The 22,468-nt window shown below is 69.5% G+C and carries 17 protein-coding genes, 5 tRNA genes and 1 other RNA gene; 16 read left to right on the forward strand and 7 right to left on the reverse strand.

Features of this window, described 5'->3' with window-relative positions; translation table 11 throughout:
• Positions 1–12: 12 nt before the first annotated feature.
• The 3 genes from JQX13_RS52775 to JQX13_RS52785 are packed head-to-tail and all read right to left on the reverse strand — an operon-like array spanning position 13 to position 3,045.
• Positions 13–957, reverse strand: a complete 945-nt coding sequence (locus JQX13_RS52775) for a polysaccharide deacetylase family protein (RefSeq protein ID WP_203406909.1) — start codon at positions 955–957, stop codon at positions 13–15.
• Between the two features lie 10 nt (positions 958–967).
• Entirely contained in the window at positions 968–1,678 is a 711-nt protein-coding gene (locus JQX13_RS52780) for a glycosyltransferase family 2 protein (protein WP_203406910.1), read from the reverse strand.
• Between the two features lie 53 nt (positions 1,679–1,731).
• Positions 1,732–3,045 carry a protoporphyrinogen/coproporphyrinogen oxidase gene (locus JQX13_RS52785; protein WP_203406911.1) on the reverse strand — a complete coding sequence of 438 codons (1,314 nt, stop codon included), beginning with the start codon at positions 3,043–3,045 and terminating at the stop codon, positions 1,732–1,734.
• Positions 3,046–3,262: 217 nt separating this feature from the next.
• Between JQX13_RS52785 and JQX13_RS52790 the strand changes: the two genes are divergently transcribed.
• The 9 genes from JQX13_RS52790 (at position 3,263) to ffs (ending at position 10,084) form a co-directional block, all read left to right on the forward strand.
• Positions 3,263–7,423 (forward strand): tetratricopeptide repeat protein, encoded by a 4,161-nt coding sequence (locus tag JQX13_RS52790; protein WP_203406912.1) that lies wholly within the window; start codon positions 3,263–3,265, stop codon positions 7,421–7,423.
• A gap of 91 nt (positions 7,424–7,514) precedes the next feature.
• Positions 7,515–8,795, forward strand: a complete 1,281-nt coding sequence (gene serS, locus JQX13_RS52795) for a serine--tRNA ligase (protein ID WP_203406913.1) — start codon at positions 7,515–7,517, stop codon at positions 8,793–8,795.
• Between the two features lie 111 nt (positions 8,796–8,906).
• Positions 8,907–8,993, forward strand: a tRNA-Ser gene (locus JQX13_RS52800).
• A gap of 43 nt (positions 8,994–9,036) precedes the next feature.
• Positions 9,037–9,126, forward strand: a tRNA-Ser gene (locus tag JQX13_RS52805).
• Positions 9,127–9,207: 81 nt separating this feature from the next.
• Positions 9,208–9,284, forward strand: a tRNA-Arg gene (locus JQX13_RS52810).
• Positions 9,285–9,329: 45 nt separating this feature from the next.
• Positions 9,330–9,776, forward strand: a complete 447-nt coding sequence (gene tadA / locus JQX13_RS52815) for a tRNA adenosine(34) deaminase TadA (protein ID WP_430384141.1) — start codon at positions 9,330–9,332, stop codon at positions 9,774–9,776.
• A gap of 5 nt (positions 9,777–9,781) precedes the next feature.
• Positions 9,782–9,868: transfer RNA gene (locus tag JQX13_RS52820), tRNA-Ser, on the forward strand.
• A 13-nt stretch (positions 9,869–9,881) separates the two neighbouring features.
• Positions 9,882–9,968, forward strand: a tRNA-Ser gene (locus JQX13_RS52825).
• 23 nt (positions 9,969–9,991) lie between these two features.
• Positions 9,992–10,084: signal recognition particle sRNA small type (gene ffs, locus JQX13_RS52830), an RNA gene on the forward strand.
• 55 nt (positions 10,085–10,139) lie between these two features.
• Here ffs and JQX13_RS52835 read toward each other — a convergent pair.
• Positions 10,140–11,585, reverse strand: coding sequence for a glycosyltransferase family 39 protein (locus JQX13_RS52835; RefSeq protein ID WP_239014408.1), 1,446 nt, complete (start codon positions 11,583–11,585; stop codon positions 10,140–10,142).
• 181 nt (positions 11,586–11,766) lie between these two features.
• On the opposite strand from JQX13_RS52835, the gene dnaX reads away from it, so the two are divergent.
• The 4 genes from dnaX to recR all read left to right on the forward strand — a co-directional run bounded on the left by dnaX (position 11,767) and on the right by recR (position 14,973).
• On the forward strand, positions 11,767–12,984 hold the full coding sequence (gene dnaX, locus JQX13_RS52840; RefSeq protein WP_203406915.1) for a DNA polymerase III subunit gamma/tau: 1,218 nt from the start codon (positions 11,767–11,769) through the stop codon (positions 12,982–12,984).
• Positions 12,985–13,165: 181 nt separating this feature from the next.
• Positions 13,166–13,969, forward strand: a complete 804-nt coding sequence (locus JQX13_RS52845) for a DNA polymerase III subunit gamma/tau (protein WP_203406916.1) — start codon at positions 13,166–13,168, stop codon at positions 13,967–13,969.
• Positions 13,970–14,055: 86 nt separating this feature from the next.
• A complete protein-coding gene (locus tag JQX13_RS52850; protein ID WP_203406917.1) occupies positions 14,056–14,373 on the forward strand; it encodes a YbaB/EbfC family nucleoid-associated protein in 318 nt (105 codons plus the stop codon).
• A 6-nt stretch (positions 14,374–14,379) separates the two neighbouring features.
• The gene (recR, locus tag JQX13_RS52855; protein WP_203406918.1) at positions 14,380–14,973 is read left to right on the forward strand and encodes a recombination mediator RecR; all 594 of its coding nucleotides are present in this window, start codon (positions 14,380–14,382) and stop codon (positions 14,971–14,973) included.
• 10 nt (positions 14,974–14,983) lie between these two features.
• Here recR and JQX13_RS52860 read toward each other — a convergent pair whose 3' ends face one another.
• The 3 genes from JQX13_RS52860 to JQX13_RS52870 are packed head-to-tail and all read right to left on the reverse strand — an operon-like array spanning position 14,984 to position 20,327.
• Positions 14,984–16,756 (reverse strand): protein kinase domain-containing protein, encoded by a 1,773-nt coding sequence (locus JQX13_RS52860; RefSeq protein ID WP_203406919.1) that lies wholly within the window; start codon positions 16,754–16,756, stop codon positions 14,984–14,986.
• 8 nt (positions 16,757–16,764) lie between these two features.
• Positions 16,765–18,735 carry a FecR domain-containing protein gene (locus JQX13_RS52865; protein WP_203406920.1) on the reverse strand — a complete coding sequence of 657 codons (1,971 nt, stop codon included), beginning with the start codon at positions 18,733–18,735 and terminating at the stop codon, positions 16,765–16,767.
• Positions 18,732–20,327: an MSCRAMM family protein gene (locus JQX13_RS52870; protein ID WP_239014409.1), complete on the reverse strand. Its 1,596-nt coding sequence runs from the start codon at positions 20,325–20,327 to the stop codon at positions 18,732–18,734. Before JQX13_RS52870 ends, JQX13_RS52865 begins: the two co-directional genes overlap by 4 nt.
• A gap of 249 nt (positions 20,328–20,576) precedes the next feature.
• Between JQX13_RS52870 and mglB the strand changes: the two genes are divergently transcribed.
• Genes mglB through JQX13_RS52885 form a run of 3 tightly spaced genes read left to right on the forward strand, consistent with a single transcriptional unit; the run spans position 20,577 to position 22,466 of the window.
• Positions 20,577–21,056, forward strand: a complete 480-nt coding sequence (gene mglB, locus JQX13_RS52875) for a gliding-motility regulator GTPase-activating protein MglB (RefSeq protein WP_002626753.1) — start codon at positions 20,577–20,579, stop codon at positions 21,054–21,056.
• 11 nt (positions 21,057–21,067) lie between these two features.
• Positions 21,068–21,655, forward strand: a complete 588-nt coding sequence (gene mglA / locus JQX13_RS52880; RefSeq protein ID WP_203406921.1) for a gliding-motility regulator Ras-like GTPase MglA — start codon at positions 21,068–21,070, stop codon at positions 21,653–21,655.
• A 46-nt stretch (positions 21,656–21,701) separates the two neighbouring features.
• The gene (locus tag JQX13_RS52885; RefSeq protein ID WP_203406922.1) at positions 21,702–22,466 is read left to right on the forward strand and encodes a dihydrolipoamide acetyltransferase; all 765 of its coding nucleotides are present in this window, start codon (positions 21,702–21,704) and stop codon (positions 22,464–22,466) included.
• Positions 22,467–22,468: the final 2 nt, after the last annotated feature.

Raw genomic sequence — 22,468 nt, forward strand, 5'->3', positions numbered from 1 at the left:
GGGCCGGAAGGGCTACACGGTGACGGCGAGGTGGGACGCCGCGTCGCGCAGTGTCACCACGTCGTAGTCGGACTTCAGCCAGCCGAAGAGGGTCCTCAAACGCTCCAGCTTGTGCGCGACGGGGACTCGCAAGTCTCGCTGCTGGCGCACCAGCTCGGGGGGAATTCCGTCCTCCGCGCCCAGCACGTCCACCGCGTGCAGCTCGAAGTTGAAGAACGGCTCGCCGAGGCAGGCCCGGTACAAGGCCCGGACGGCCGGCATCGGCAGCGTGGTGGCGAAGGTGCCGATGAACGGGAAGCGCACTCCGGGCGTCACCGTCATGGGCAGCTCCAACACGGCCCCCCTGCCCCGCGAGTAGGGCCGGTCCGGCTCGGGCCGGTAGGGCGTGCGAGGCGCGAGCAACACCCGGGGCGAGTCCAGCACCGCCCGCGAGGGACGTCCCAGCAACGCCAGCGCCCCCATCACCGCCGCCTTCGCCGTGTAGTACGGGGCCGCGGGGAACGTGGACGAGCCGTAGCGGTAGCCGCGCTCCACCGTCGCAGCGTACAGGGCCGCGTTGAGCGTGTAACCCGGCGCGCGGAAGCCCACCGGACGCACGCCCGTGGCCGCCTCGAGCACCTCGTCCGCGCGCCGCAGGTCCTCGCGGATGCTCTCGAGCGGGCGCCGGGTCAATGCGTAGTCGTGCGAGAAGCTGTGGCTGGCCACCTCCACGCCCGCCTCGTGCGAGGCGCGCAGCATTCGAGCCGCCCCCGCGTCCGCCGCCACGTCCTCGCCAATGGCGAAGAACGTCCCCGGCACACCCACCGACGCCAGCAGGTCCCTGAACCGGGGCACCGCCGTGGTGTAGACGAGCCCTCGCGCCCGAGCGTCCAGCAGCGACTCGGGCAGCCCGTGGATGCGGCAGTAGTGGGGCAGCGAGTCGAGATCGACGGAGATGGATGCGAGCCGCCGCGCCACCCTCGCCTCCTCAGGTGCCGCGGATGCGGATGACGTAGAACAGCTTGCCCACGTTCTTCAGCACGTTGGGCACGCGCTTGAAGAGGTGGATGGACGGCTGGCGCTTCTCGTGGAGCTTGATGGGGATCTCCACCACCCGCAGCCCCTCGCGCCAGGCGCGGATGACGAACTCGCTGGCGAACACGTCCATGTCCACCACGCACCGGGCCACCACGGGGAGCAGCGCCTCGCGCCGGAAGGCCTTCAGCCCGTGCGTGTCCGTGCCCTGGAAGCCCAACGTCACGCGCAAGAGCTTGTTGTGCACCCGCGTGGCCACGCGCCGCACGAGCGGCCGCTGATCACTTGCGCCCTTGGCCGCCTTCGAGCCCACCACCATGTCCGCCCCGCCCTTCTCGAGCACCGGCAGCGCGGTGTCATAGAAGGTCAGGTCGCACAGGTCGATCTCATCGCAGAAGACGTAGGTGCCCCGGGCCTTCTCGATGCCGGCCTTGAGCGCCACGCCATAGTTGGGCCGCTCCGAGTGGAACCAGCGCAGGCGCGGGTTCTTCGCGCACATCTCCTCGAGGATTCGCGGCGTGGCGTCGCGCGAGCCGTTCTCCGCGAAGATGACCTCGTAGTCCCACCCGCGAGCATCCAACCCCTGGGTGAGCTCCGCCGCGGCGGAGACGACGATGGAGGCCTCGTTGTAGACGGGGATGACGATGGAGAGATACGGGGCCATGGACGGACGTGCGACGTAGCACGCCCCCAAGGGCCCCGTCGACGGTCAATCCATCAACCGTTCAACCTGCGCGCGCAGGCCCGCCCGGCGAGGATGGCGTCCTCCATGGAGGAGTACTCCCACTGCCCGTATCGTCCCGCGGTGAGGATGCCCGCGTGCTCCAGGAAGCGGAGGATCTCCGTCTTCGCGGGCCCGTACGCCTCATCGTAGAGGACGTAGGCGTGGGGGATTTCCCGTGCATGGGCGAAGAGGATGTCGTCCGCCGAGTGCACCATGTGCGAGCGCACCAGATCCTCCACCGCGTACGTCTCGGCCTGGGCCATGGAGAGCTCGCCGTGGTGGCTGTACTCCACGTAGAAGGTGGCGGTGTCCGGAGGGGCCAGCGGCGCGTACACCGCCGAGGGCGAGCCGATGCGGTACGTCTTGAACTCGGGCTCGGGCAGGTAGATCCAATGCCACGGCTGCCGGTTCTTCCCGCGGGCGGCCACGCACACGTACGTCACCGTGGTGGCGCGCAGACGTCCGGCGGCGGCCAGCACCTCATCGGGCACGCCCGAGGCCCCCTTCGCCAGAAGCCGCACCAGCCCGGGCAACGAGATGGAGGAGACGAGCTGTGAGTAGCCGAGCGTGCGCCCGTCGGACAGCGTCACCCGCCGGGCCTTCCAGTCGATGGCGGTGGGCTCGGTGTTGACGCTCAGCTCCCCACCTCGCAGGTGGGCCAGCATGGCGCGGGCGAGGCTCTCGATGCCGCCCTCGCGCGGATAGCGGAAGGAGGCGTTGTAGCCCAGCGCGTCACTGCCCACGCCCAACGCCCCGTCCACCACCTCCTTCAACGTGGGCCGGGGCACGAAGCGACCCACCCAGGCGGCGGACAGCTCGGACGGGTCCACCGTCCACAGCTTCTTGTTGTAGGGGATCATGAAGTTCTTCGCGAACCCCTCCCCCATGTAGCGCAGGATGAACTCGGTGAAGTTGCGCGGCTCGCGCTCACGCAGCTCCCGGCCCTTCTCCCCGTAGACGGCCTCCACGTAACCCAGGAGGTTCTCCGCCACCACCTCGGGCGGCAGGCCGTGCGTGTTGACCTGGTAGGGGAAGCGCGTGAAGACGCCCCGCGAGTAGATGCCCGCCTTGCGCTGGATGGACACCATCTGGCCCGGCAGCCAGCGGGTGTCCACCAGTTCCTGGATCTCCGGGTCCCTGAGGTGGAGCCAGTGGCCGGTGGGGTCGAAGTAGCACCCGTCGATGGCCTCGGTCTTGATGAGGCCACCCACCCGCTCGGACTTCTCGATGAGGCGCCAGGGACGCTGCAGGAAGTGAGCGGCCGAGAGCCCGGCGAGGCCCGCGCCCAGAATGACGATGGGTTCCATGGAGCCCCGGGTCTACCACCTTCGCCGCTACGACGGGCAACAGGAGCGTGACCGCCATGAGCCGGGAGCCGGTCCCCCGCCCGCCTGCCCTGCCGCCGGGGATGTGTCGACTCGGGACGTCGCGTTCTTTGCCGCCTGGAAAATGCCTCTGATAACCTGCGCCCGCCGCGGGTCAGTGCGGCCGCTCGCGTCCGATGGCCCCCGCTGAAGGAAACCCATGAAAGTCTCCTGCCCGTCTTGCCAGACGAACTACAACATCGATGACAAGCGGATCCCCCCGGGCGGCGCGAAGCTCAAGTGCGCCCGGTGCCAGAACACCTTCCCCATCCGGCCCGCCGAGACGGTGAGCACCCCCGCCGCCGTGCCCCTGCCGGGCACCGCCGCGCCCCAGTCCGCCGCCATCCCGCTGCCCGGAACCGCCGTGCCCAGGGCGGACCCCTACGCGGCCTACGATGATTTCCAGCGGCCCCCGGAGGCGGAGACCACGCGCGTCGTCTCCATGCCCCTGCCGACGGCGGCCTACCGCGACAACGTGGCCCCTCCCGCCCCTGCGGCCATCCCGCTGCCCGGCGCCGCCGCGCCCTCGGCGGATCTCGGCGAGGCCATTCCACTGCCCGGCGCCAGCGACCCGTACGCGGGCAGCGCGTACCCACAGAGTGGCGGGACCTCCGATGGCTACATGGGCACCGCGGGTGACTTCGACTACGGCGGTGGGGACCCGTACGCCGCCACGCAACCTCCGCCCGCTGGCAACCCGTACGCGGAGGACCCGTACGCCGCCGAGTCCCAGGCGGGCGCCATCGCCCTGCCGCCGCCTCCTCCTGGCGCCGAGGAGCCGTACCCGTACGCCGCCGAGCCCCAGGCGGGCGCCATCGCCCTGCCACCTCCGCCCGCCGGCAACCCGTACGCCTCCGCCTCCGACTTCGGGGGAGATGCCGCGTTCGGCTCGTATCAGCCGAACACGTCCGAGGTGGATCCGTTCGGACTGCCTCCCGCGCCGGCCGAGGATCCGTACGCCGCCGCTCCTGGGGCCGATGATCCGTTCGGACTGCCTCCCGCGCCGGCCGAGGATCCGTACGCCGCCGCTCCTGGGGCCGAGGATCCGTTCGCCCTGCCTCCCGCGCCGGCCGAGGATCCGTTCGGACTGCCTCCCGCGCCGGCCGAGGATCCGTTCGCCGCCGCTCCCGAGGCGGATGATCCGTTCGCCCTGCCTCCCGTGGCGGCCGCGCCTGCCACGGTGGACGTTGGCATCGACTTCTCGGAGCCTCCACCGGCCGCGCCCATGGCGCCTGCCTCCATCGGGGGCTTCGACGACGTGGACTTCGGGACCCCCGCGCCCTCCATCCCCGACGCACTCGAGTTCGATCCCTCCGCGCCCGCGCAGCCTGGGGGCGATGACCTCGAGGCGGACCTCTCCGCGCCGCTGCCGCCCCCGCCCGCCGCGGGCACGGCCGACGGCCTGGAGATGTTGAGCTTCATCGACGACGCGGCCAAGGACAACGGAGGCAACAAGCCCAAGGCCAACGTGCGCCGCTTCCACGTGCGTCGCCGCTCGGGCAAGGTCTTCGGCCCGTTCGAGGAGGGTGTCGTCGTCAAGATGCTCGAGGACGGCCAGCTCCTGGGCAACGAGGACGTCTCCACCGATGGTGACTCGTGGGCGCCCATCGGAACGGTGTCCATCTTCGCCTCGGCCATCCAGAAGCTGATGGAGGGGCCGGGCACGCCCGCGGTCCCCGCCGCGGCGCCCCCGATTCCCGCCGAGTCCGGCTCCAAGGCCGGCCAGCCCGCCGCCACCGCCGCCAACATGGAGCGGTTGAACCAGCTCTATGGCGGCCGCATGGCCCAGGTCTCCGTGGTGGACAGCACCTCGCGCATGGAGATCTTCCTCGGCCACGTCAAGAAGCGCCTGCCGGTGGTCATCGCCGCCGCGTCGGCGTTGGCGGTGCTCGGCGTGGGCTTCAGCTTCAGCGCCACGCGCTATGGCGCCTTCGGGATGAAGAAGTTCTTCCCCGCCCAGGTCAAGCCCGGCTCCCAGGCCTACGCGGACGTGGAGGCCGCGCGCAAGGCGCTGCTCCAGGACTCCTTCCAGGGCTACAAGCAGGCCCACACGCTGACCAGCAAGGTGCTGGCCGGCAACGAGTACCCCGAGGTACGGGCCATCTGGTGCCAGGCCGTCTTCTACCTCCAGCGCCGCTACTCGGCCGCCAACGGCGCCGACCTGGGCCGCTGCCGCTCCGAGGCGGAGATGGCGAGCCTGGAGCTGCTGGGTGAGAAGAACGTCGAGTACACCAAGTACCTCGCCGGCAACGCCCTCGCCTCGCGCGATGCGGGCAAGGCCCTCCAACTGCTGCAGGACGCCTGGAGCCGCGAGTCCAACAAGGGGGACATCGAGCTGGCCCTCCTGCTCGCCGAGGCCCAGGCCGCCAAGAAGGACAGCGCGAAGGCCATCGACACGCTCAACCGGGTGCTGCAGAAGAAATCCGATCTGGCCAAGGCGCACCATGCCCTGGGCGACCTCTACCAGGCCGGCGGCAAGGCGGACGAGGCCGCCAAGGCCTACGAGGCCGCGCTCAAGGCGGACGCCACCCACATCGTCTCCGCCGTGGAGCTGGCCTCCGTGGAGCTGATGCTGCGCAAGGACGCGCAGAAGGGCCTCGAGGCCGCCGAGCGCGCGCTCGACGAGAAGCAGCAGTCGCAGCTGGGGCCGGCGGAGCTCTCCCGCGCTCGCACCCTCAAGGGCGTTGCCCTCTTCCAGCTCGCCAGGCTCCCGGAGGCCGAGCAGGAGCTCCGGGCCGCGATGGACAAGGACAGCTCCCTGCTCGTCAAGAGCTACCTGGCGCGTGTGCTGTACGCCCAGCGCCAGTTCAAGGACGCCCTGCCCCTCTACGAGGCGGTGGCCAAGGCCGAGCCGAAGAACGGAGAGGCCACGGAGGGCTACATCACCTCCCTGATGACGCTCGGCAAGCTGGATGACGCGCAGCGGGTCGTTCAGGAGGCCGTCAAGGCCTTCCCCAACAACGCCCGCATCGAGTATCTCCACGGCCGCGTCGACGAGTTGCGCGACAGCAACATCTCCGCCGAGGAGCACTACACCCGCGCCCTCAAGGCCGACGCCGAGTTCACCGAGGCCCGCGTCGCCCTCGGCCGCTTCCACCTGCGCCTGCGCCGTACGGATCAGGCCCGGGAGCAGCTCGAGGCGGTCGCCGTCAAGGCGCCCGACAACGCCCTGGTCCACGTGGGGCTGGGTGAGCTGGCGCTCGCCGAGAACGACGATGCCCGGGCCCGCGAGGCGTTCGAGCGCGCCGTCGCGTTGGATGCCAACCTCGCCGCCGCCCACTTCGGGTTGTCCCAGCTGGCGCTGCGCGCCGGAGATCTGGAGACCGCGCAGAAGCAGGCCGACACCGCGCTGGAGCTGGATCCCTACACGCTCAAGGGCGCTCGCCTGCACCGGGGCATCGTGCTGTGGCGTCAGGGCAAGCTGGACGAGGCCATCACCGAGCTGCAGCAGGCCAAGCAGGAGGAGCCACGCTCGGCGGGCATCTCCATCGCCCTGGGCGCCGTCTTCTTCGACAAGGCCAATGCCGCCACGGAGGACAAGAACCCGGCCCGGGCCATCAACAGCCTCAAGGAGGCCGAGGTCAACCTGATGCTGGCGCTCAAGAGCGAGCCCTCCAACGCCGAGGCCAACTTCTACATGGCCCAGGTGAAGGCGGCCCAGCAGAAGGTGAATCCGGGCAAGACGCCCCCTGGCAAGGGCGGGGACGACGCCTACGCCGAGGCCATCGACAACATGAAGACGGCCGTGGAGCGAGCCCCCACCAACGCCGGCTATCACTACGCCTTCGGTGTCATCTACCGGGACGCCAGGCAGCTGCCGGAGGCCATCGAGCAGTGGAAGGAGGCCGTGAAGCTCGAGCCGAAGATGGCCGACGCCCACGAAGCCCTGGGCAGGGCCTACCTGGAGCGCAACGAGTTCGATCAGGCCATCGCCGCCTTCCAGGCGACGCTCAAGGCGGATCCCAAGCGCAGCCATGCCTCCGCCCTCATCGGTGACGCGCACTTCAGCGCCACGCGCTGGCGGGAGGCCGCCCGCGCCTACGAGCAGGCCCTCAAGGCGAACCCGAGCCTCACCGCCGTCTACTACAAGCTGGGCCGCGCCTGGAGCGAGCAGAACCAGTACACCAAGGCCATCGAGTGGTTCGTGAAGGCCACCACCGCCACGCCGGACAACGCCGACACCTGGCATGACCTCGGCTACGCCTACAAGGAGAAGGGCAAGAAGAAGGATGCCCTCAAGGCCTTCCAGGAGTACCTGACGCGCAAGCCCGAGGCCGAGAACCGCAAGGAAATCGAGGACGAGATCAGCTTCCTCGAGTAGGCACCTGCCCCCACCCGGGCGTCCGTTTCCGGGCGCCCGGGTGCTTCCAGCCTTGCCGGGCCCTCGCGGGGTGACTAGAACCCGCCCCGCCATGTTGGATATCAAGTACGTCGCGCAGAACTTCGATGCGGTGGTCGCCCGGCTTCAGTCCCGGGGCGGCAGCCTGGATCTCGGCCCCTTCAAGAGCCTCGTGTCGGAACGGCGCGATCTCTACGTGGCCATGGAGTCACTCTCCGCGCGCCGCAACACGGCCAACGAGGAGATGAAGCGCAAGGCCAAGGAGGACCCGGCCGCGCTCGAGGCGTTGCGCGGGGAGATGCGCACCGTCTCCCAGACCATCAAGGAGAAGGAGGCGCGCCTCAAGGAAGTGGAGGAGGAGCTCAGCCGCATCCTGCTCCTCATCCCCAACATCCCCCACGAGTCCGTGCCCGTGGGCGCCAGCGCCGACGAGAACGTCCAGGTGCGCAGCTGGGGCGAGAAGCCCAACCTGCCCTTCACCCCCAAGCAGCACTTCGAGCTGGGCGAGAAGCTGGGGATGCTGGACTTCGAGCGCGCCGCCAAGGTGTCCGGCTCGCGCTTCACCTTCTACAAGGGAGCGCTCGCCCGGCTGGAGCGCGCCCTGGTGACCTTCATGATCGACGTGCACACCCAGAAGGGGTACGTCGAGCTGCTGCCTCCCTACCTGGTGCTCCGCGAGGCGATGATGGGCACCGGCCAGCTGCCCAAGTTCGAGGAGGACGCCTTCAAGACGGCGGGTGAGTTCGAGCGCTTCCTCATCCCCACCGCCGAGGTGCCCGTCACCAACTACCACTCGGACGAGATTCTCGAGGGAGAGACGCTGCCGCGGCGCTACTGCGCCTTCAGCCCATGCTTCCGGGCCGAGGCCGGCTCGGCGGGCCGTGACACCCGCGGCCTCATCCGCCAGCACCAGTTCCACAAGGTGGAGCTGGTGAAGTTCGCCACTCCGGAGTCCAGCCTGGACGAGCTGGAGAAGATGACGGACGACGCCTGCGACATCCTCCGGCGCCTGGGGCTGCACCACCGGGTGATGCTGCTGTGCACCGGAGACATGGGCTTCGGCTCCCGGAAGACCTACGACATCGAGGTCTGGCTGCCCGGCCAGGGAGCGTACCGGGAGATCTCCTCCTGCTCGGACTGCGGCGACTTCCAGGCGCGCCGCGCGAAGATCCGCTACCGCGCCCAGAAGGGGGACAAGCCCCAGCTCGTCCACACGCTCAACGGAAGCGGCCTGGCCGTGGGGCGGACGAGCATCGCCATCCTCGAGAACTACCAGCGCGAGGACGGAAGCGTCGTCATCCCCGAGGCGTTGGTGCCCTACATGGGAGGCCTCAAGGAACTCCGGCCGATGTAGTCGCCGGAGTGCTGTCAGCATCCGGGGCCCCACAACGTTGTTGCAATGGGCCCCGGATGTTGTAGAAGGGCGGCCCACGCGGTTCGGTGGTCCGCACGGCTTCAAGCAGTTGGAGGAGTGGCCGAGCGGCTGAAGGCAGCGGTCTTGAAAACCGCAGGTGGCGCAAGCTTCCCGTAGGTTCGAATCCTACCTCCTCCGATTTTGTTCTTGTGGTATGCGGTTCTTTGACAGTAAAGGCAGAGGAGAGATGGCCGAGAGGCTGAAGGCACAGGTTTGCTAAACCTGCATACTCGAAAGGGTATCGAGGGTTCGAATCCCTCTCTCTCCGCCACTCATCTTGGTTGTGGTAGCGCGAAAGAGGTTGTGGTACAGAGGCTGCGGTTGTGGTAGAGCGGTGAAAAGGAAACGGCAAGCTCCCTTAGCTCAGCTGGATAGAGCGTCGGACTACGAATCCGAAGGCCGGAGGTTCGAATCCTCCAGGGAGCGCCACCCTTTCCCCTCACCCCATTCTCCATGAGTCTGGACGAAGCTTTCATGCAGCAGGCGCTCGCGCTCGCGCGGGAAGCCGCTGGGCTCGGGGAAGTTCCTGTCGGAGCGGTCGCCGTACACGATGGCAAGGTCATCGGGGTCGGCTTCAACCGGCGGGAAATAGACCGGAACCCTCTGGCCCACGCGGAGATCTTCGCGCTGGACGCGGCCTCCAAGGCGCTGGGAGCGTGGCGGCTCACGGGTGTCACCCTGTATGTGACGCTGGAGCCGTGCGCGATGTGCGCTGGAGCGTTGGTCCAGTCGAGGGTCACCCGTCTGGTCTTCGGAACGAAGGATCCGAAAGCCGGAGCCGTTGGCTCGCTCTACAACCTGGCCGAGGAGCCCCGGCACAATCACCGGCTCCAAGTGATGAGTGGAGTGTTGGCGGACGAGAGCCGCCAGATGCTGAAGGATTTCTTCGAGCGACTGCGCGAGAAGAAACGCGACAAGTGAATATTGGAGAGCTGGCCGAGTGGTCGAAGGCACCTGACTCGAAATCAGGCATACCGGGAACGGTATCGTAGGTTCGAATCCTACGCTCTCCGCAGAGTGTCTCATGGAGAGGTGGCCGAGCGGTTGAAGGCGCACGCCTGGAACGCGTGTATATCTGAAAGGGTATCGTGGGTTCGAATCCCACCCTCTCCGTAGTTGTTTCAGTCATTGAAGAGCTTGTGGTCGGGACAACGTGGGGACGTGAACCCCGCCAGGTCCGGAAGGAAGCAACGGTAGCGCACCTCCGCGTGTGTCCCGGCCGTTCTTGTGAAGGAGCCGATTCGCCTGAAAAGGGGAATCGGCTCCTTCTTTTTTTGGCCGGTATCAGTCGCGCGCGAGCACCGTCTCCCTGCCCACCTGCCCCACCACCCGGAAGCCGGCCGCCTGGAGCTCGGCGAGGGCCCGGCCCTCGAAGGTGACGACGCGGTTGAAGCGCCTGTCCCTCATGGCCCCCTGGAAGTTGGCGTCCCGAGGCCAGTCGCAGGTCGCCCAGGGGATGTTCTTGCCGATGTAGAAGTAGCCCCCCGCCCCCCACAGCCCCTCGTTGACGATGAGAAGTCCGCGGGTGCCCTCGTCCCGGGTGGCCGCGACGATGCCTCGGAACTGGTCTCCGCGCAGGTCCACCGGCGGATAGAAGCGCCCGCTCACCACCGTGGCCATCAACGCCAGGGAGCCCACCGCCTGGCGCATGCGGGCCGCCTTCCGGCTCAGCATGAAGGCGGCCAGGGATGGGGCCGCGGCCATGACGAGGAGGACCAGTCCCGGGTAGAGGAAACGTTCCTCCTTGTGAGCGGTGGCGGTGAGCGCCGCGAGGTAGGCCACCGCGCAGGAGAGCGGCAGCGAGACGGCGCGCCGCTGGTGGAGCGAGCGCAGTCCCAGGGGAGCCACCGCCCATATCCAGAGGGGCAGTCCGGAGAGGAAGGGCCCCAGGTAGAAGCCCGGCGGTGAAGCACCGAACTGCCTCGCGGCCTGCCCGGAGAGGACGTTGAAGTCCACGTAGGCGATGAAGGAGTGGAAGGGCTTGCCCCACGTCGCCCAATCGAGCGCGCCCAGGCCGAGCGCGACGCCCATCCCCGCGAGACAGGTGAAGGCGAGCACCCGCCAGCGCCGCTCCACCATCAGCCAGAGGAGCGCCGCCAGCACCACCACCGCCGAGCCGTAGCGCGCCACCACCGCCAGCCCCAGCGCCAACCCCCCCACCAGGCCCGCTCGCACCGGCCGCTCGGTGCGGTCCAGTGCCTCCAGGGCCACCACCAGGAAGGCGGTGGAGAGGGACTCACCCAGCGTCCGCCCCGCGAAGACGATCACCGGCCCGTAGAGGCCCACGGCCAGGGCCGAGAACAGCGCTCCGGTGGATCCGGCGCGGCGCTCGGCGAAGCGGTACACGGACCACAGCATCCACCCATGCAGCACGGCCTGGGCAACGGCGAGCAATCCCCGGTACGCCACCGGATGGGTGAGGCCCAGCACGTCCGCCAGCCGCAGCAGCCACGAGGCCACTCCGGGTAGGGCCCAGTTGCGCAGGCCCGCGCGCCACTCCCAGGCCAGCACCCCGTAGCCATGCGCACGGAACCAGGCCGGCTCGAGCAGCTGGTACACCTCGTCCGGGTGGATGCGGCCGAGCTGCACCACCGCGACGACAGCGGGCACGAGCCCCACCACGCCCAACATCAGGACGTGCGACCAGCGCCGGCGCGCCACGGTGGGTGGCGACCCGGGAACGGGAGCGACGGAGGGCGGAGGAGCGGAAAGGGGCGCGGGCACGGTCATCTGAACGGGTTCCAACAATAGACGACGAATGGACGACGCCGGCCGCGATCGGACGCCGAGTGAAGCACCCGACTCCTGGCATCCCCTTCCTGGACTCCCTGGGGAGGACTTCAAAAGTAGAGCGGCCAGCGCATGGAACTCGTGCGCTCGCGTGTTCTACGTGGTTAGATTCCGGCCCCCCATGAGCTACCTCGTCCTCGCCCGTAAATGGCGCCCGCAGACCTTCGACGACATGACCGGCCAGGAGCACGTGGTCCGGACGGTCGCCAACGCCATCAAGATGAACCGGGTGGCGCACGCCTACCTGTTCTGCGGCCCGAGAGGCGTGGGCAAGACGACCGCCGCCCGCCTGCTCGCCAAGGCACTCAACTGCGAGAAGGGGCCCACCTCGAATCCCTGCGGCGTCTGCCAGGCCTGCACGGAGATCGCCGCGGGCACCTCGGTGGACGTGGCGGAGATCGACGGTGCCTCCAACAACGGCGTGGAGAACGTCCGCGAGATTCGCGAGAACGCCAAGTACCTGCCGCAGCGCGACCGGCACAAGATCTACATCATCGACGAGGTCCACATGCTCTCGGGGGCGGCGTTCAACGCGCTCCTGAAGACGCTGGAGGAGCCGCCCGGGCACGTGAAGTTCATCTTCGCGACCACCGAGGCGCACAAGCTCCCGGACACCATCCTCTCGCGCTGCCAGCGGCACAACTTCCGGCGCATCCCCGCGAAGGTGATGCTCGAGCGGCTGAAGTACATCTGCGAGCAGGAGAAGGTGGCCATCTCGGAGACCGCGCTCTCCATGGTGGTACGCCAGTCCGAGGGCGGCATGCGCGACGCGCTCAGCCTCCTGGATCAGATCTTCTCCGCCTGTGGCGCCGAGCCCACCAACGAGGCCGTGGCCGACGCGCTGGGCGCCATCGACCGCACGGTGGTGCAGGACTTCGCCGAGGCGCTGGTGCGCAAGGACGCGAAGCGCGTGCTGGAGCGGGTGGAGGAGGTCTTCAACCGCGGTACGGACCTCAAGCGGCTGACGGAGGAGCTCGCGCTGCAGCTGCGCCACCTCTTCGTGGCCAAGACGCTGGGCGAGGCCCCCGCGGAGCTCGCCGAGTCCGAGCGCAACGCCCTCACCGCGTTGGCGAAGGAGGCGGACCCGGCGCAGATCTCCCGCCTCTTCGACATCGTGCACGGGTGCGTGTGGGACGTGTCGCGCGCGGCCCAGCCCCGGCTCGCGCTGGAGATGGCGCTGCTCAAGGCCATCCAGCTCTCGCCGGTCGGCTCCATCCCGGAGCTCCTCGCCCGGGTGGATCGCCTCGCCGCCGGACTCGGTGGTTCCGATGACGCTCGCAAGGTTGCTGCTGGGGCGCCCGGAGGTCGCTCCAGTTCGCCCAACTTTCGCGCCCACTGAGCGTCCGCCAGAGCCTGCCCGTCCTCCCCCCGCGCCTCGCGCGCCCGAGCCCGCCGTGACTCCGGCGGCGGCTCCGGCCCCGTCACGCCTCGCGGAGGCCCGAGGTCCCGGTCCGGCGTCCGCTCCGCCTGGCCCGGCACCTCGCAATGCCGCCGCGGCTCCGGCCTCGTCTCCGTGGGGCATGTCCCGAGGTGGCCCCGCTCCCGCCGCCCCGGTCTCGCGTCCACCCGAGGCTCCCGCCCCCGCCCAGCCCGTGGTGCGGGTGACGAACGTGCGCCTGCCCACGCAGCCCCCCCCTCCCGTCGAGGACGAGCGTTTCTTCGCCGAGGAGGGTCCAGCCGGCGGATGTGCCTCCGGCGAGTGCCTCCCGGACGAGCCGCCCGTCCCTCTCGCCGAGCCGGAGCCAGAGACCGAGTCCGTCCGGCCCTTCGACGTCCACCACGCCTCGCGCTCCGCGGCTCCCATGGCCGCCTCGGGCCGCGACAACCCCCGGCGACCCCTCCAGGAGCGGTGGCGCGCGGCCGTGGACACCGTGCGCACGGCGTCCGGACGACATGCCAAGTCGCTCGCCTGCGGACGCCTGCTGTGGATCCGCGAGGGCGAGGTGGCGCTCGCCTACCCTCCGAGCCAGGGCTTCCACAAGACAACGGTGTCCGGGAGTAGCGGGCGCCCCATCGTCGAGAAGGCTCTCTCCGAGCACTTCGGTCGTCCCACGAAGCTCGTGGTGCAGGACTGTGCCGAGGCCGACAAGTCGGCGGCGGACGTACCGGGTGCTCCGGGCACGGGTCTCATCAGCATCGCCGAGCAGGACGCCCAGGAGCGCGCCGCGTACGAGAAGAGCGCCGAGGGCCGGGTACGTTCCCATCCCGCGCTCCGGGCCACCCTCAAGTACCTGGGGGGGGAGATCGAACACATCCAGGTGTACGAGCAGCCCGTGCGCCCGGTGGCCGCCCCGACGAACGACCTCCCTGACGAGAGCCCCTGACAACGGGCGCGCCCGACGCTAGGGTGCGCGCTTCGACTCAGCCGAGCGGTCTCCGATGCCCGCTCGCACGTCCTACGAGGAAGCTCATGCCCGGCATCGACCTGAACTACTTCATCCGTCAGGCCAACAAGCTCACGGAGAAGATCGAGCAGCGCAAGAAGGAGCTGGCCGACGAGACCGTCGAGGCCAAGGCCGGTGACGGCCGGGTGACCGTGGTCGCCAACTGCGTGCAGGAAATCAAGAGCATCAAGATCGACAAGTCGCTCGTGGACCCCAACGACCTGGGCATGCTCGAGGACCTGGTCACCGCCGGCGTCAACGCTGCCCTGGCGAGCAGCCGTGAGAAGATGCAGCGCGAGCTCGGCAAGATCTCCGGCGGCGTGAAGATCCCCGGCATTACTTGATACCGAATGACTCCTGATCCGCTCAACCGCCTGGTCGCCCAGCTCGCGAAGCTCCCTGGCATCGGGGAGAAGACGGCGCAGCGTCTGGCGTTCCACATCCTCCGCTCTCCGGGCGAGTACGCCCAGGAGCTGTCCCAGGCCATCCGCGAGGTGAAGGAGAAGGTGCACCTGTGCACCCGCTGCTTCTCCCTCACCGATGCGGAGCTGTGCGGCTTCTGCCGGGACAACCGCCGTGACGAGCGCGTCCTGTGCGTGGTGGAGACGTTCGCGGACCTGATGGCGCTCGAGCGCACCCGGGAATTCAAGGGGCGCTACCACGTGCTGCACGGTGTGCTCTCGCCCCTGGACGGCGTGGGCCCCGAGCAGCTGCGCATCAAGGAGCTGCTCACGCGTCTGGGAGACGGGCATGTCGAGGAGATCATCCTCGCCACCAACCCGGACGTGGAGGGCGAGGCCACCGCGCTCTACCTCACGCGACTGCTCAAGCCGATGGGCATCCGCGTGAGCCGCATCGCCCAGGGCCTGCCCATGGGCGGAGACCTCGAATACGCCGACCAGGCCACGCTGGCCAAGGCGCTCAGCGCCCGGCGAGAGCTGTGAGACCCCTGGGCTACCGTGTGACGCGGTAGCCGAAGGGCAGCACCACCGTCACTTCCTTGTCCCGGTGCGCGGGGAAGCGCAGGCGCTCCACCTGCTTCTCCAGACACCTGCCCACGGGCCGCTTCGCCAGGGGCCCCTGCGTGGCCGCGTTCGCCTTGCCCGAGGAGTAGATGGTGAAACGCACCTGCACATCCCCCTCGTCCGCGGGCAGGTCGCGCTTGTACTGCTCGAAGCACGTCATGATGCGCGCCCGGTTGCGCGACACCACGCGTTGGATGTCCGCGGCCTCCAGTGACACGCGCGACTTCGTCGTCTTACGCGCCGATGCCTTCACCGGAGGTGGCGGCTCGGCCTGGACCTCTGGCGGAGCGGCGGCCACGACGGCCTCTGGCGTGGGAGCCGGTTCCGCCGGCACGGGCGGCGGGGTGACCGGCCGCGCCTCGGCGACGGCGGCCGGAGCCACGGCGGCTCCTGGTGACGCGGCGGCGGGCACCTCGGGGCTCGCCGAAGGCACGGGATTCGACGGCGGCGGAGTGGCAGCGCTCACGGGTGCGAGCTCGCGCCCCACCACGAACGCCCCACCCGCCAGCAGCAGGCAGCCCGCCACGAGCGCGGCGACGACTCCCCCGCGACGCGAGCGCTGGACCGTCGGGATGCCCGTCCCGGACCGCGAAGGGACGACACTCGTCCGGGTTTCGAAGGACGCGGTGGGCGTGGCCCCGGAGTACGTCGGGAAGGAACCGGACGACAGCGACACGGGGATCCCCACCATCCCCAGCGTCGCGAGCGTGGGGATGCGAGTCTTCTCCGCGTAGCGCTGCTCTCCGAAGCTGGTGCGCAGGTACGCGGCGAGGTGGGCTCCGGTCGTCGGCTGGGGCTCGCGCGCCAGGATGCGCTCCAGGTCGTCGGCGAACTCCGCGGCGGTGGCGTGGCGGTGCGCGGGCTCATGCGACATGGCCTTGAGGACCACCGCCTCCAGCTCCGGGGACAGCTCGGGCCGCAGCGCCCGGGGTGGCTGGTAGTCGCCCTCCATCAACGCGTTGAGCACCGCCAGATCGTTGTCCCGGGCGAAGGGCCGCACGTGGGTGAGGGCCTCGTAGAGGCTCACGCCCAGCGAGAAGATGTCCGCGCGTCGATCCACCTCGGCGCCCCGGGCCTGCTCCGGCGCCATGTAGACGTACTTGCCCTTCACCACGCCGGTCCGCGTGTGGGCCAGGCGCGACTCGGCCTTGGCGATACCGAAGTCCAGCACCTTCACCTGTCCCTCGTACGTCACGTACAGATTGGAGGGTGAGATGTCGCGGTGGACGATGTTCAATCGCCGGCCCGACTCGTCGGTGAACTCGTGGGCGTAGTGCAGACCGCGCGCCGCGTCGGCGAGCACGCGCAGCACCAGCGGAATGGGGACGTACTCGCCCCGGAAGCTCGCCGTGCGCACCGTGGTGGAGAAGTCCTCCCCCGGCAGGTACTCCATGCAGATGAAGTAGCAGCCGTCGGCGAAGCCCAGCTCGTGGATCTGCACCACGTTGGGGTGCACCAACCGCGCCGCCAGCCGTGCCTCGTCGCGGAACATCTCCACGAAGTCCGGCAGGCCCGACAGGTTGGCCAGCATCCGCTTGATGACGACGTTGCGCTCGAAGCCATCCGCCCCGAGCCGCTTGGCGAGGAAGATCTCCGCCATGCCGCCCTCGGCCAGCTTGCGAACCAGCACGTACTGACCATAGGGCCGGGGCTGAGCCTCGGTGCTCCCTCCGGTCTCCGGCCTGGCTTGGGGGGTCGTCATGCGGGGCCTCACTTCAGGGTGCGCACCGAATACACGTCCGGTGCACCGGGGCGAGACATCTTGAATACGACGCGGGGCGGCCGTCCCTCGGAGGATACCCAGGTATCGAACCGGTGTTTCGAATCCAGGGACAGGGGCCGTCCGTTCACGAACAGCTTCGCATCCACCGGGGCCACTCCGGACACGCGGACGCGACGCCCCGCCCGCTGCCCTTCCCGAGGCGCGTTGACGATGAGCGTGGGCACCGAGTTGTCGAAGACGAGCTCCAGCTTGCTCATCCTCCCGCCGCGCACCGGCCTTCCATCCGCCGCCACCGGGGTGATGGACCAGACGAAGCTGCCCTCCTTCAGGACGCCCGCCTCGAGCGGCACCTGGGGCGCGGAAGCGGACCGCTCCGCCACGGGCTGACCGAGCGCGCCGCTCCGGTACACCGCGACCTTGTAGGACGCCGCGCCCGGCTCGGCCTGGCAGGTGAAGGTGACGGCCGGGGGCTTGTCCTGGAAGAAGATGGTCGTCTTCTCCGGCCCCTCGGGCACGCGGTTGCGCAGCCGGCCCAGCGCGCCCTTCGCGGAGCGCTCCGGACCGAAGAACGCACTGCCACGCGCCACCTCCGCGCCTTCCGGCCGCCGCACCCGCCAGTACAGCGAGCCCTTCACGGGAGCCATCACGTTGACGAAGCCGCGCCGGGCCACACCCGCCAGCACCGGCTTCTTGAACCCGGCGTCCGAGGCCACCTCCACCCGCACCTCGCCGGCCTCCTCCCACGTGAGGGCCACCTCCGACGGACGCTTGTGGAACACCTGCTGGCCCGCGGTCGAGGACAGCGCGAGAGGGGCCTGCTCCACGGCCTCGACACGCGCGGTGGCCGCTCCCGCCACGGTGGCCCGCTCGCCCGCGCGCAGGGACTCTCGGGCCTCGCCGCGCACCAGCGTCACGTCACCCGCGCGCGAGTCCACGGTGAAGCCATCCCCGGTGCGCCGGACGTCGAGCCGCGCCGCCCCGTCGCTCTCCAGCGAGAGCCCTGGCAACACCACCCGGCTGGCGCGGCCCGGAGCCAGCATCAGCCCCAGCTCGCCCTTGAGCAGCGCCAACCGCGCCTCGTCCGTCGAGCCGCGCCGCTCCACTCCCTCCACCACCAGCTCCCCCCCCGGGCCGAGCGAGAGCGTGGACTCCGAGCCCTCCAGTGTCAGCAACGCCGAGCCCTGGCGTGCGCGCACGCTGTCTCCGGCCTTCAGCGCCTCGCCGTCGCGGTCCACCCCGCGCCACCGGGCACTCCCCTTCTGGCGCCACTCCGTACGGCCCGTCCCGGCATGCACCGTCACCTGGACGGTCGCCAGCTCCAGCACCCGCGTCGTCACGCCCTCGGGCTTCACCGACAGCACCTGCCCCCGCGTGGCCCGCACCGACTTCCCGTTCTTCGCCACCACCTCCACGGTGCCGAGCAGCACCTCCACACGGCCCTCGTCCTGCCCCACCTCGACCCGAACCTCGCTCTCCTCCGAGCCCGTGCGGGTGAGGCCGAAGGGCGTGAGCACGGTGAGCTGTACCCGCGGGCCCGCCTTTCCCCGCGTCCGCTCCGCCGGCACCCGAGACAGCACGAAGCCTCGCGACACCGCCACCACCACGCCGCTCGCATCCTCATCGAGCAGGAAGCGCGCCTCCGGCCCCACCTCCACCGTGCGCCCGTCGGCGAAGAGCACCGTGGCGCCTCCGTCCGCGCCCGTCTCCAACGCGTCACCGCGCCACAGCGGGCCCCGCTCCGCGGGCGCCTGCTTCCCTCCGCGCTCGAGCCGCACCTCGCCCGTCACCGTCGTGAGCCGCGCGAGCTCCACCACGCCCGCGTCCACCACCTGCGCCCGTGCTGGCTTCTCCACCTCGGCGGAGGGAGCGGGTGCGCGAGGCAATGGCTCTTCCTCCCCGCAGCCAGTGGCCAGCAGCAGGCACAGCGCGGACAGGAGTCGAGGGCGGAGGGTGCTCACCGGTTCTTGGGGAAGAGATCGACGTTGAAGATGGCTTGTTCGCCGTCCTGCACGGTGACGACCTTGGTCTGGGACAGGTGCCCGGGAGCCGAGAAGACGAGACGATACCTACCTTGCTTGAGCTGGACCTGGAAAGACCCCCGGGCATCCGTGCGGCGGCGGAGCTTCGCCTCCGGAATGATCAGCCAGGCCCGGAGCGGCCTGCCCCGCCGCACGCTTCGTACCTGTCCCGACAGGGTGGCGAGCGCTGCTTTTTGCCTGGAGGCCAGTGACACGGGCAACCCCGTCTCCGTTCCGGCGACGATGACCACGGCCTCCTGGGTGGCTCGAAAACCCTCGGCGGAGATATCCACTGACAGCGGACCCGGGGTGAGTCCCTCCACGCGGGCTCGACCCTCCGCGTCGGTGAGCACCTCGGTTCCCCCCACGGACACGGCCGCGCCCGGAAGGGGCTTCCCACCGCGCGAGTCCACCACGGTCACGAGCAGGGAGCCCACGCGCGGCTCCTGGCGCACGCGCACCACCCGCTCCTCGCGCCCACCGCTCGTCACCGTGAAGCGCTCCTCCGCGGGCAGATAGCCACCCACGCTCACCCGCGCGAGCACCTCGCCCGGAGGCAGCACCACACCCGGCAACCGCCCGTCCAGGCCGGCCACGCGGGGCGCCTGATCCACCCCCTCCGCCGTCAACACCACCCGGGCCTCGGGCAGGGCCTTGCCGGAGTCCGCGTCCACCACCGACAGGAAGAGCTCGCCCGTCTCCGGCCGCGCGCGGACATCCCCACCCCCCAGGGAGAGCTCGAGGGCCACTCCCGCGCGGCTGATGACCTGTCGGGACGTCCACCCCTCCGCGCTCGTCAGCACGTCGCGCACATACTGATAGTCGAGCACCAGCGCCCCACCCCACCCGTCCCGCCGAACCACCGGGACGAGCAACGCGCCACCAGCCGCGAAGCCACTCGACGTGGAGCCGAGTGCCACGGGCACCTCGCCGCGCACCTCCACGCGCAGATGCCCGGGCAGAGGCACGAGGACGCGGGCTCCCACCAGCGCGGCATGGCGCACCGTGGGCACGAGCCGCACCTGTCCCGAGCCGGAGAACGCCGGCAGCTGCGCGAAGCCGTAACCGGCGCTCAGCTCGGCACGCACCGGCCCCAGGAAGACACGCGCCGCCGGCCCCACCGAGGCCCGCAGCAGGCCGCCGCTCGTGATGAGCTCCGTCTCCCGGGAGAAGCCGAGGCCCTCGCGCTGCACGCCGGCCCACGCCCCCCACCACCCCCCGCCGAACACCGCGGCCCACAGCGCCACGTCATTGGGCGTCAGGCCCCCGTACGTCACCGCCGGCACGGACTCCTGCGCGCCCTCGCGGAAGGCCAGCCCGTAGCGCAGTCGCAGCGAACCCCACTCCGCGTCCTCGGACCCCGCCGAGGCGCTGATCGGCCCCAGCAGGGTGAGCACAAGTAGGAGGGCGGATAAAAAGGTGGGCGAGCGAACCGGCACGGCCGGAGTATAGTGAATACCCGACAGGGCCCCCGGAAACTGGAAGCGCATGGAAATCCGTGGTCCCATGCCCTGGATGGTCCCCCCTCGCATGACCGCCTCCCTACTCTCGCCGGACCTGAGCAGGCAACCACTGTGGGCACGTGCCTGCACGCCAGCCCCCGGAGCACGGGCTTCCACGGAAGGCGGTGGCTTCTTGCCGGGTTGGAAGGGCTTTGCTAAAGCTCCCCCGGTCGGGAGCGCCGCACCTAACCTCCGAAATTCATTCCGGAAACCTACGGGGAACCCTCGGGGGCCGCGGAAGTACAAGGTCGAGCGAGACGCTTAGGAGCGTAAACGCCCATGGGCACGCAATTGGTGATGTACGAAGAGGAGTTCACCAAGATCAACGCGGTTTGCGACCGGCTGACCAAGGACGCGAACGCGAAGGTGGTGTTCCTCGTCGACAAGAACGGCCAGCTCATCTCCTCCGCGGGACAGACGCAGAACATCGACACCACCTCGCTGGCCTCGCTGACGGCCGGTAACGTGGCGGCGATGGGCGGCCTCGCGAAGTTGATTGGCGAGAACGAGTTCCCCCACCAGTTCCACGAGGGGGCCAAGGACTCGCTCTACATGACCATCGTCGGAAGCCGGGTGGTCCTGGTCGTCATCTTCGACAATCGGACCAGTCTCGGTCTGGTGCGCCTGCGCATCAAGAAGGCCAGCGACGAGCTGACCAAGATCTTCGAGAGTCTGGTGAAGAAGACGGATGGTCCCGGGGTCGGCTCGCCGTTCGCCGAGATTTCCGACGACGATATCGACAACCTCTTCAGCGAGTAACCCGGGAAGCCATGTCCTTCATCAACTACTCGTCTCGCGAAATCAACTGCAAGATCGTCTACTACGGTCCCGGGTTGTGCGGGAAGACGACGAACCTGCAGTACATCTACAACAAGACCGCCGCGGAAACGAAGGGCAAGCTCATCTCGCTCTCCACCGAGACGGATCGCACGCTCTTCTTCGACTTCCTCCCGCTGTCGCTGGGTGAGATCCGCGGCTTCAAGACGCGCTTCCACCTCTACACGGTGCCGGGTCAGGTCTTCTACGACGCCAGCCGCAAGCTCATCCTCAAGGGCGTGGACGGCGTGGTGTTCGTGGCCGACAGCCAGGTGGAGCGCATGGAGGCCAACATGGAGTCGTTGGAGAACCTCCGCGTCAACCTGGCCGAGCAGGGCTACGATCTGAACAAGATCCCCTACGTCATCCAGTACAACAAGCGTGACCTACCCAACGCGGTGACCGTGGAGGAGATGCGCAAGGCGCTCAACCCGCGCAACATCCCCGAGTACCAGGCGGTCGCCCCCACCGGCGTGGGCGTCTTCGACACGCTCAAGGCCGTGGCCAAGCTGGTGTTGACGGAGTTGAAGAAGGGCGGCTAGGCACGTGGCGGGCCCTCGGGTCCGCCCCAGACGAGGTCGCTCCTTCGTGCGCTCCGCAACCTCCATCCTCCGAGTGCTGGCGCTGGTCGGCACGGCCCTGTGGGCCCCTGCGTTCGCGCAGCAGGGCCCTGGTGCCGTTGCCACGCCACAGCCCGCTTCGCCCACCCCCGCGGCCCCGGCGCCCGCTCCCGCCAACACCCAGGCCCAGACGGCCGACGAGGCCTTCAACACCCGGGTGAGGACGCTCGAGGAGCAGGTCGTCGACCTGAAGGAGAAGGTCTTCCGCTCCAAGGCGCGCCTGCAGGTGCTGCAGGAGACGGTGCTGGGCGGAGACCTCTCCACCGGAGCGCGCGCGGTGCTCGTCCACCGCAACGAGATGGGAGACTCGTTCGTGCTGGAGTCGGTGGCGTACGCGCTGGACGGCGCGCCCATCTTCACCCGCACGGACGAGGACGGGGACCTGACCGGCCGCCCGGAGCTGGAGATCTTCAACGGCCGCATCGTGCCGGGCCAGCACCAGGTCGCCGTGCGGCTCGTCTACCGGGGCCATGGCTACGGGCTGTTCAGCTACCTCGAGGGCTACCGCTTCAAGGTGCAATCCAGCTACACCTTCAACGCGGAGCCGGGGAAGGTGACGACCGTGCGCGTGGTGGGGTTCGAGAAGGGGGGCCTGACCACGGACCTGCAGGATCGTCCCGCGGTACGCTACGACATCGAGTCGGCACGCGACGCGGGGAAGCAGAAGACGGCGCCCGCCTCGGACGCCGCCCCACCGGCTCCCGCCGCCACGGCCCCCACCGAAACGAAGTAGAG

The sequence above is a fragment of the Archangium violaceum genome, from assembly GCF_016859125.1.
In the GTDB taxonomy this organism is placed as follows: Bacteria; Myxococcota; Myxococcia; order Myxococcales; family Myxococcaceae; genus Archangium; species Archangium violaceum_A.

Excerpts from the sequence above, each read along its gene's own strand:
- JQX13_RS52780 (WP_203406910.1), bottom strand. The coding sequence starts at position 1,678 with ATGGCCCCGTATCTCTCCATCGTCATCCCCGTCTACAACGAGGCCTCC.
- JQX13_RS52785 (WP_203406911.1), bottom strand. The coding sequence starts at position 3,045 with ATGGAACCCATCGTCATTCTGGGCGCGGGCCTCGCCGGGCTCTCGGCC.
- JQX13_RS52790 (WP_203406912.1), top strand. The coding sequence starts at position 3,263 with ATGAAAGTCTCCTGCCCGTCTTGCCAGACGAACTACAACATCGATGAC.
- serS (WP_203406913.1), top strand. The coding sequence starts at position 7,515 with ATGTTGGATATCAAGTACGTCGCGCAGAACTTCGATGCGGTGGTCGCC.
- tadA (WP_430384141.1), top strand. The coding sequence starts at position 9,330 with ATGCAGCAGGCGCTCGCGCTCGCGCGGGAAGCCGCTGGGCTCGGGGAA.
- JQX13_RS52835 (WP_239014408.1), bottom strand. The coding sequence starts at position 11,585 with ATGACCGTGCCCGCGCCCCTTTCCGCTCCTCCGCCCTCCGTCGCTCCC.
- dnaX (WP_203406915.1), top strand. The coding sequence starts at position 11,767 with ATGAGCTACCTCGTCCTCGCCCGTAAATGGCGCCCGCAGACCTTCGAC.
- JQX13_RS52845 (WP_203406916.1), top strand. The coding sequence starts at position 13,166 with ATGTCCCGAGGTGGCCCCGCTCCCGCCGCCCCGGTCTCGCGTCCACCC.
- JQX13_RS52850 (WP_203406917.1), top strand. The coding sequence starts at position 14,056 with ATGCCCGGCATCGACCTGAACTACTTCATCCGTCAGGCCAACAAGCTC.
- recR (WP_203406918.1), top strand. The coding sequence starts at position 14,380 with ATGACTCCTGATCCGCTCAACCGCCTGGTCGCCCAGCTCGCGAAGCTC.
- JQX13_RS52860 (WP_203406919.1), bottom strand. The coding sequence starts at position 16,756 with ATGACGACCCCCCAAGCCAGGCCGGAGACCGGAGGGAGCACCGAGGCT.
- JQX13_RS52870 (WP_239014409.1), bottom strand. The coding sequence starts at position 20,327 with ATGCGAGGGGGGACCATCCAGGGCATGGGACCACGGATTTCCATGCGC.
- mglB (WP_002626753.1), top strand. The coding sequence starts at position 20,577 with ATGGGCACGCAATTGGTGATGTACGAAGAGGAGTTCACCAAGATCAAC.
- mglA (WP_203406921.1), top strand. The coding sequence starts at position 21,068 with ATGTCCTTCATCAACTACTCGTCTCGCGAAATCAACTGCAAGATCGTC.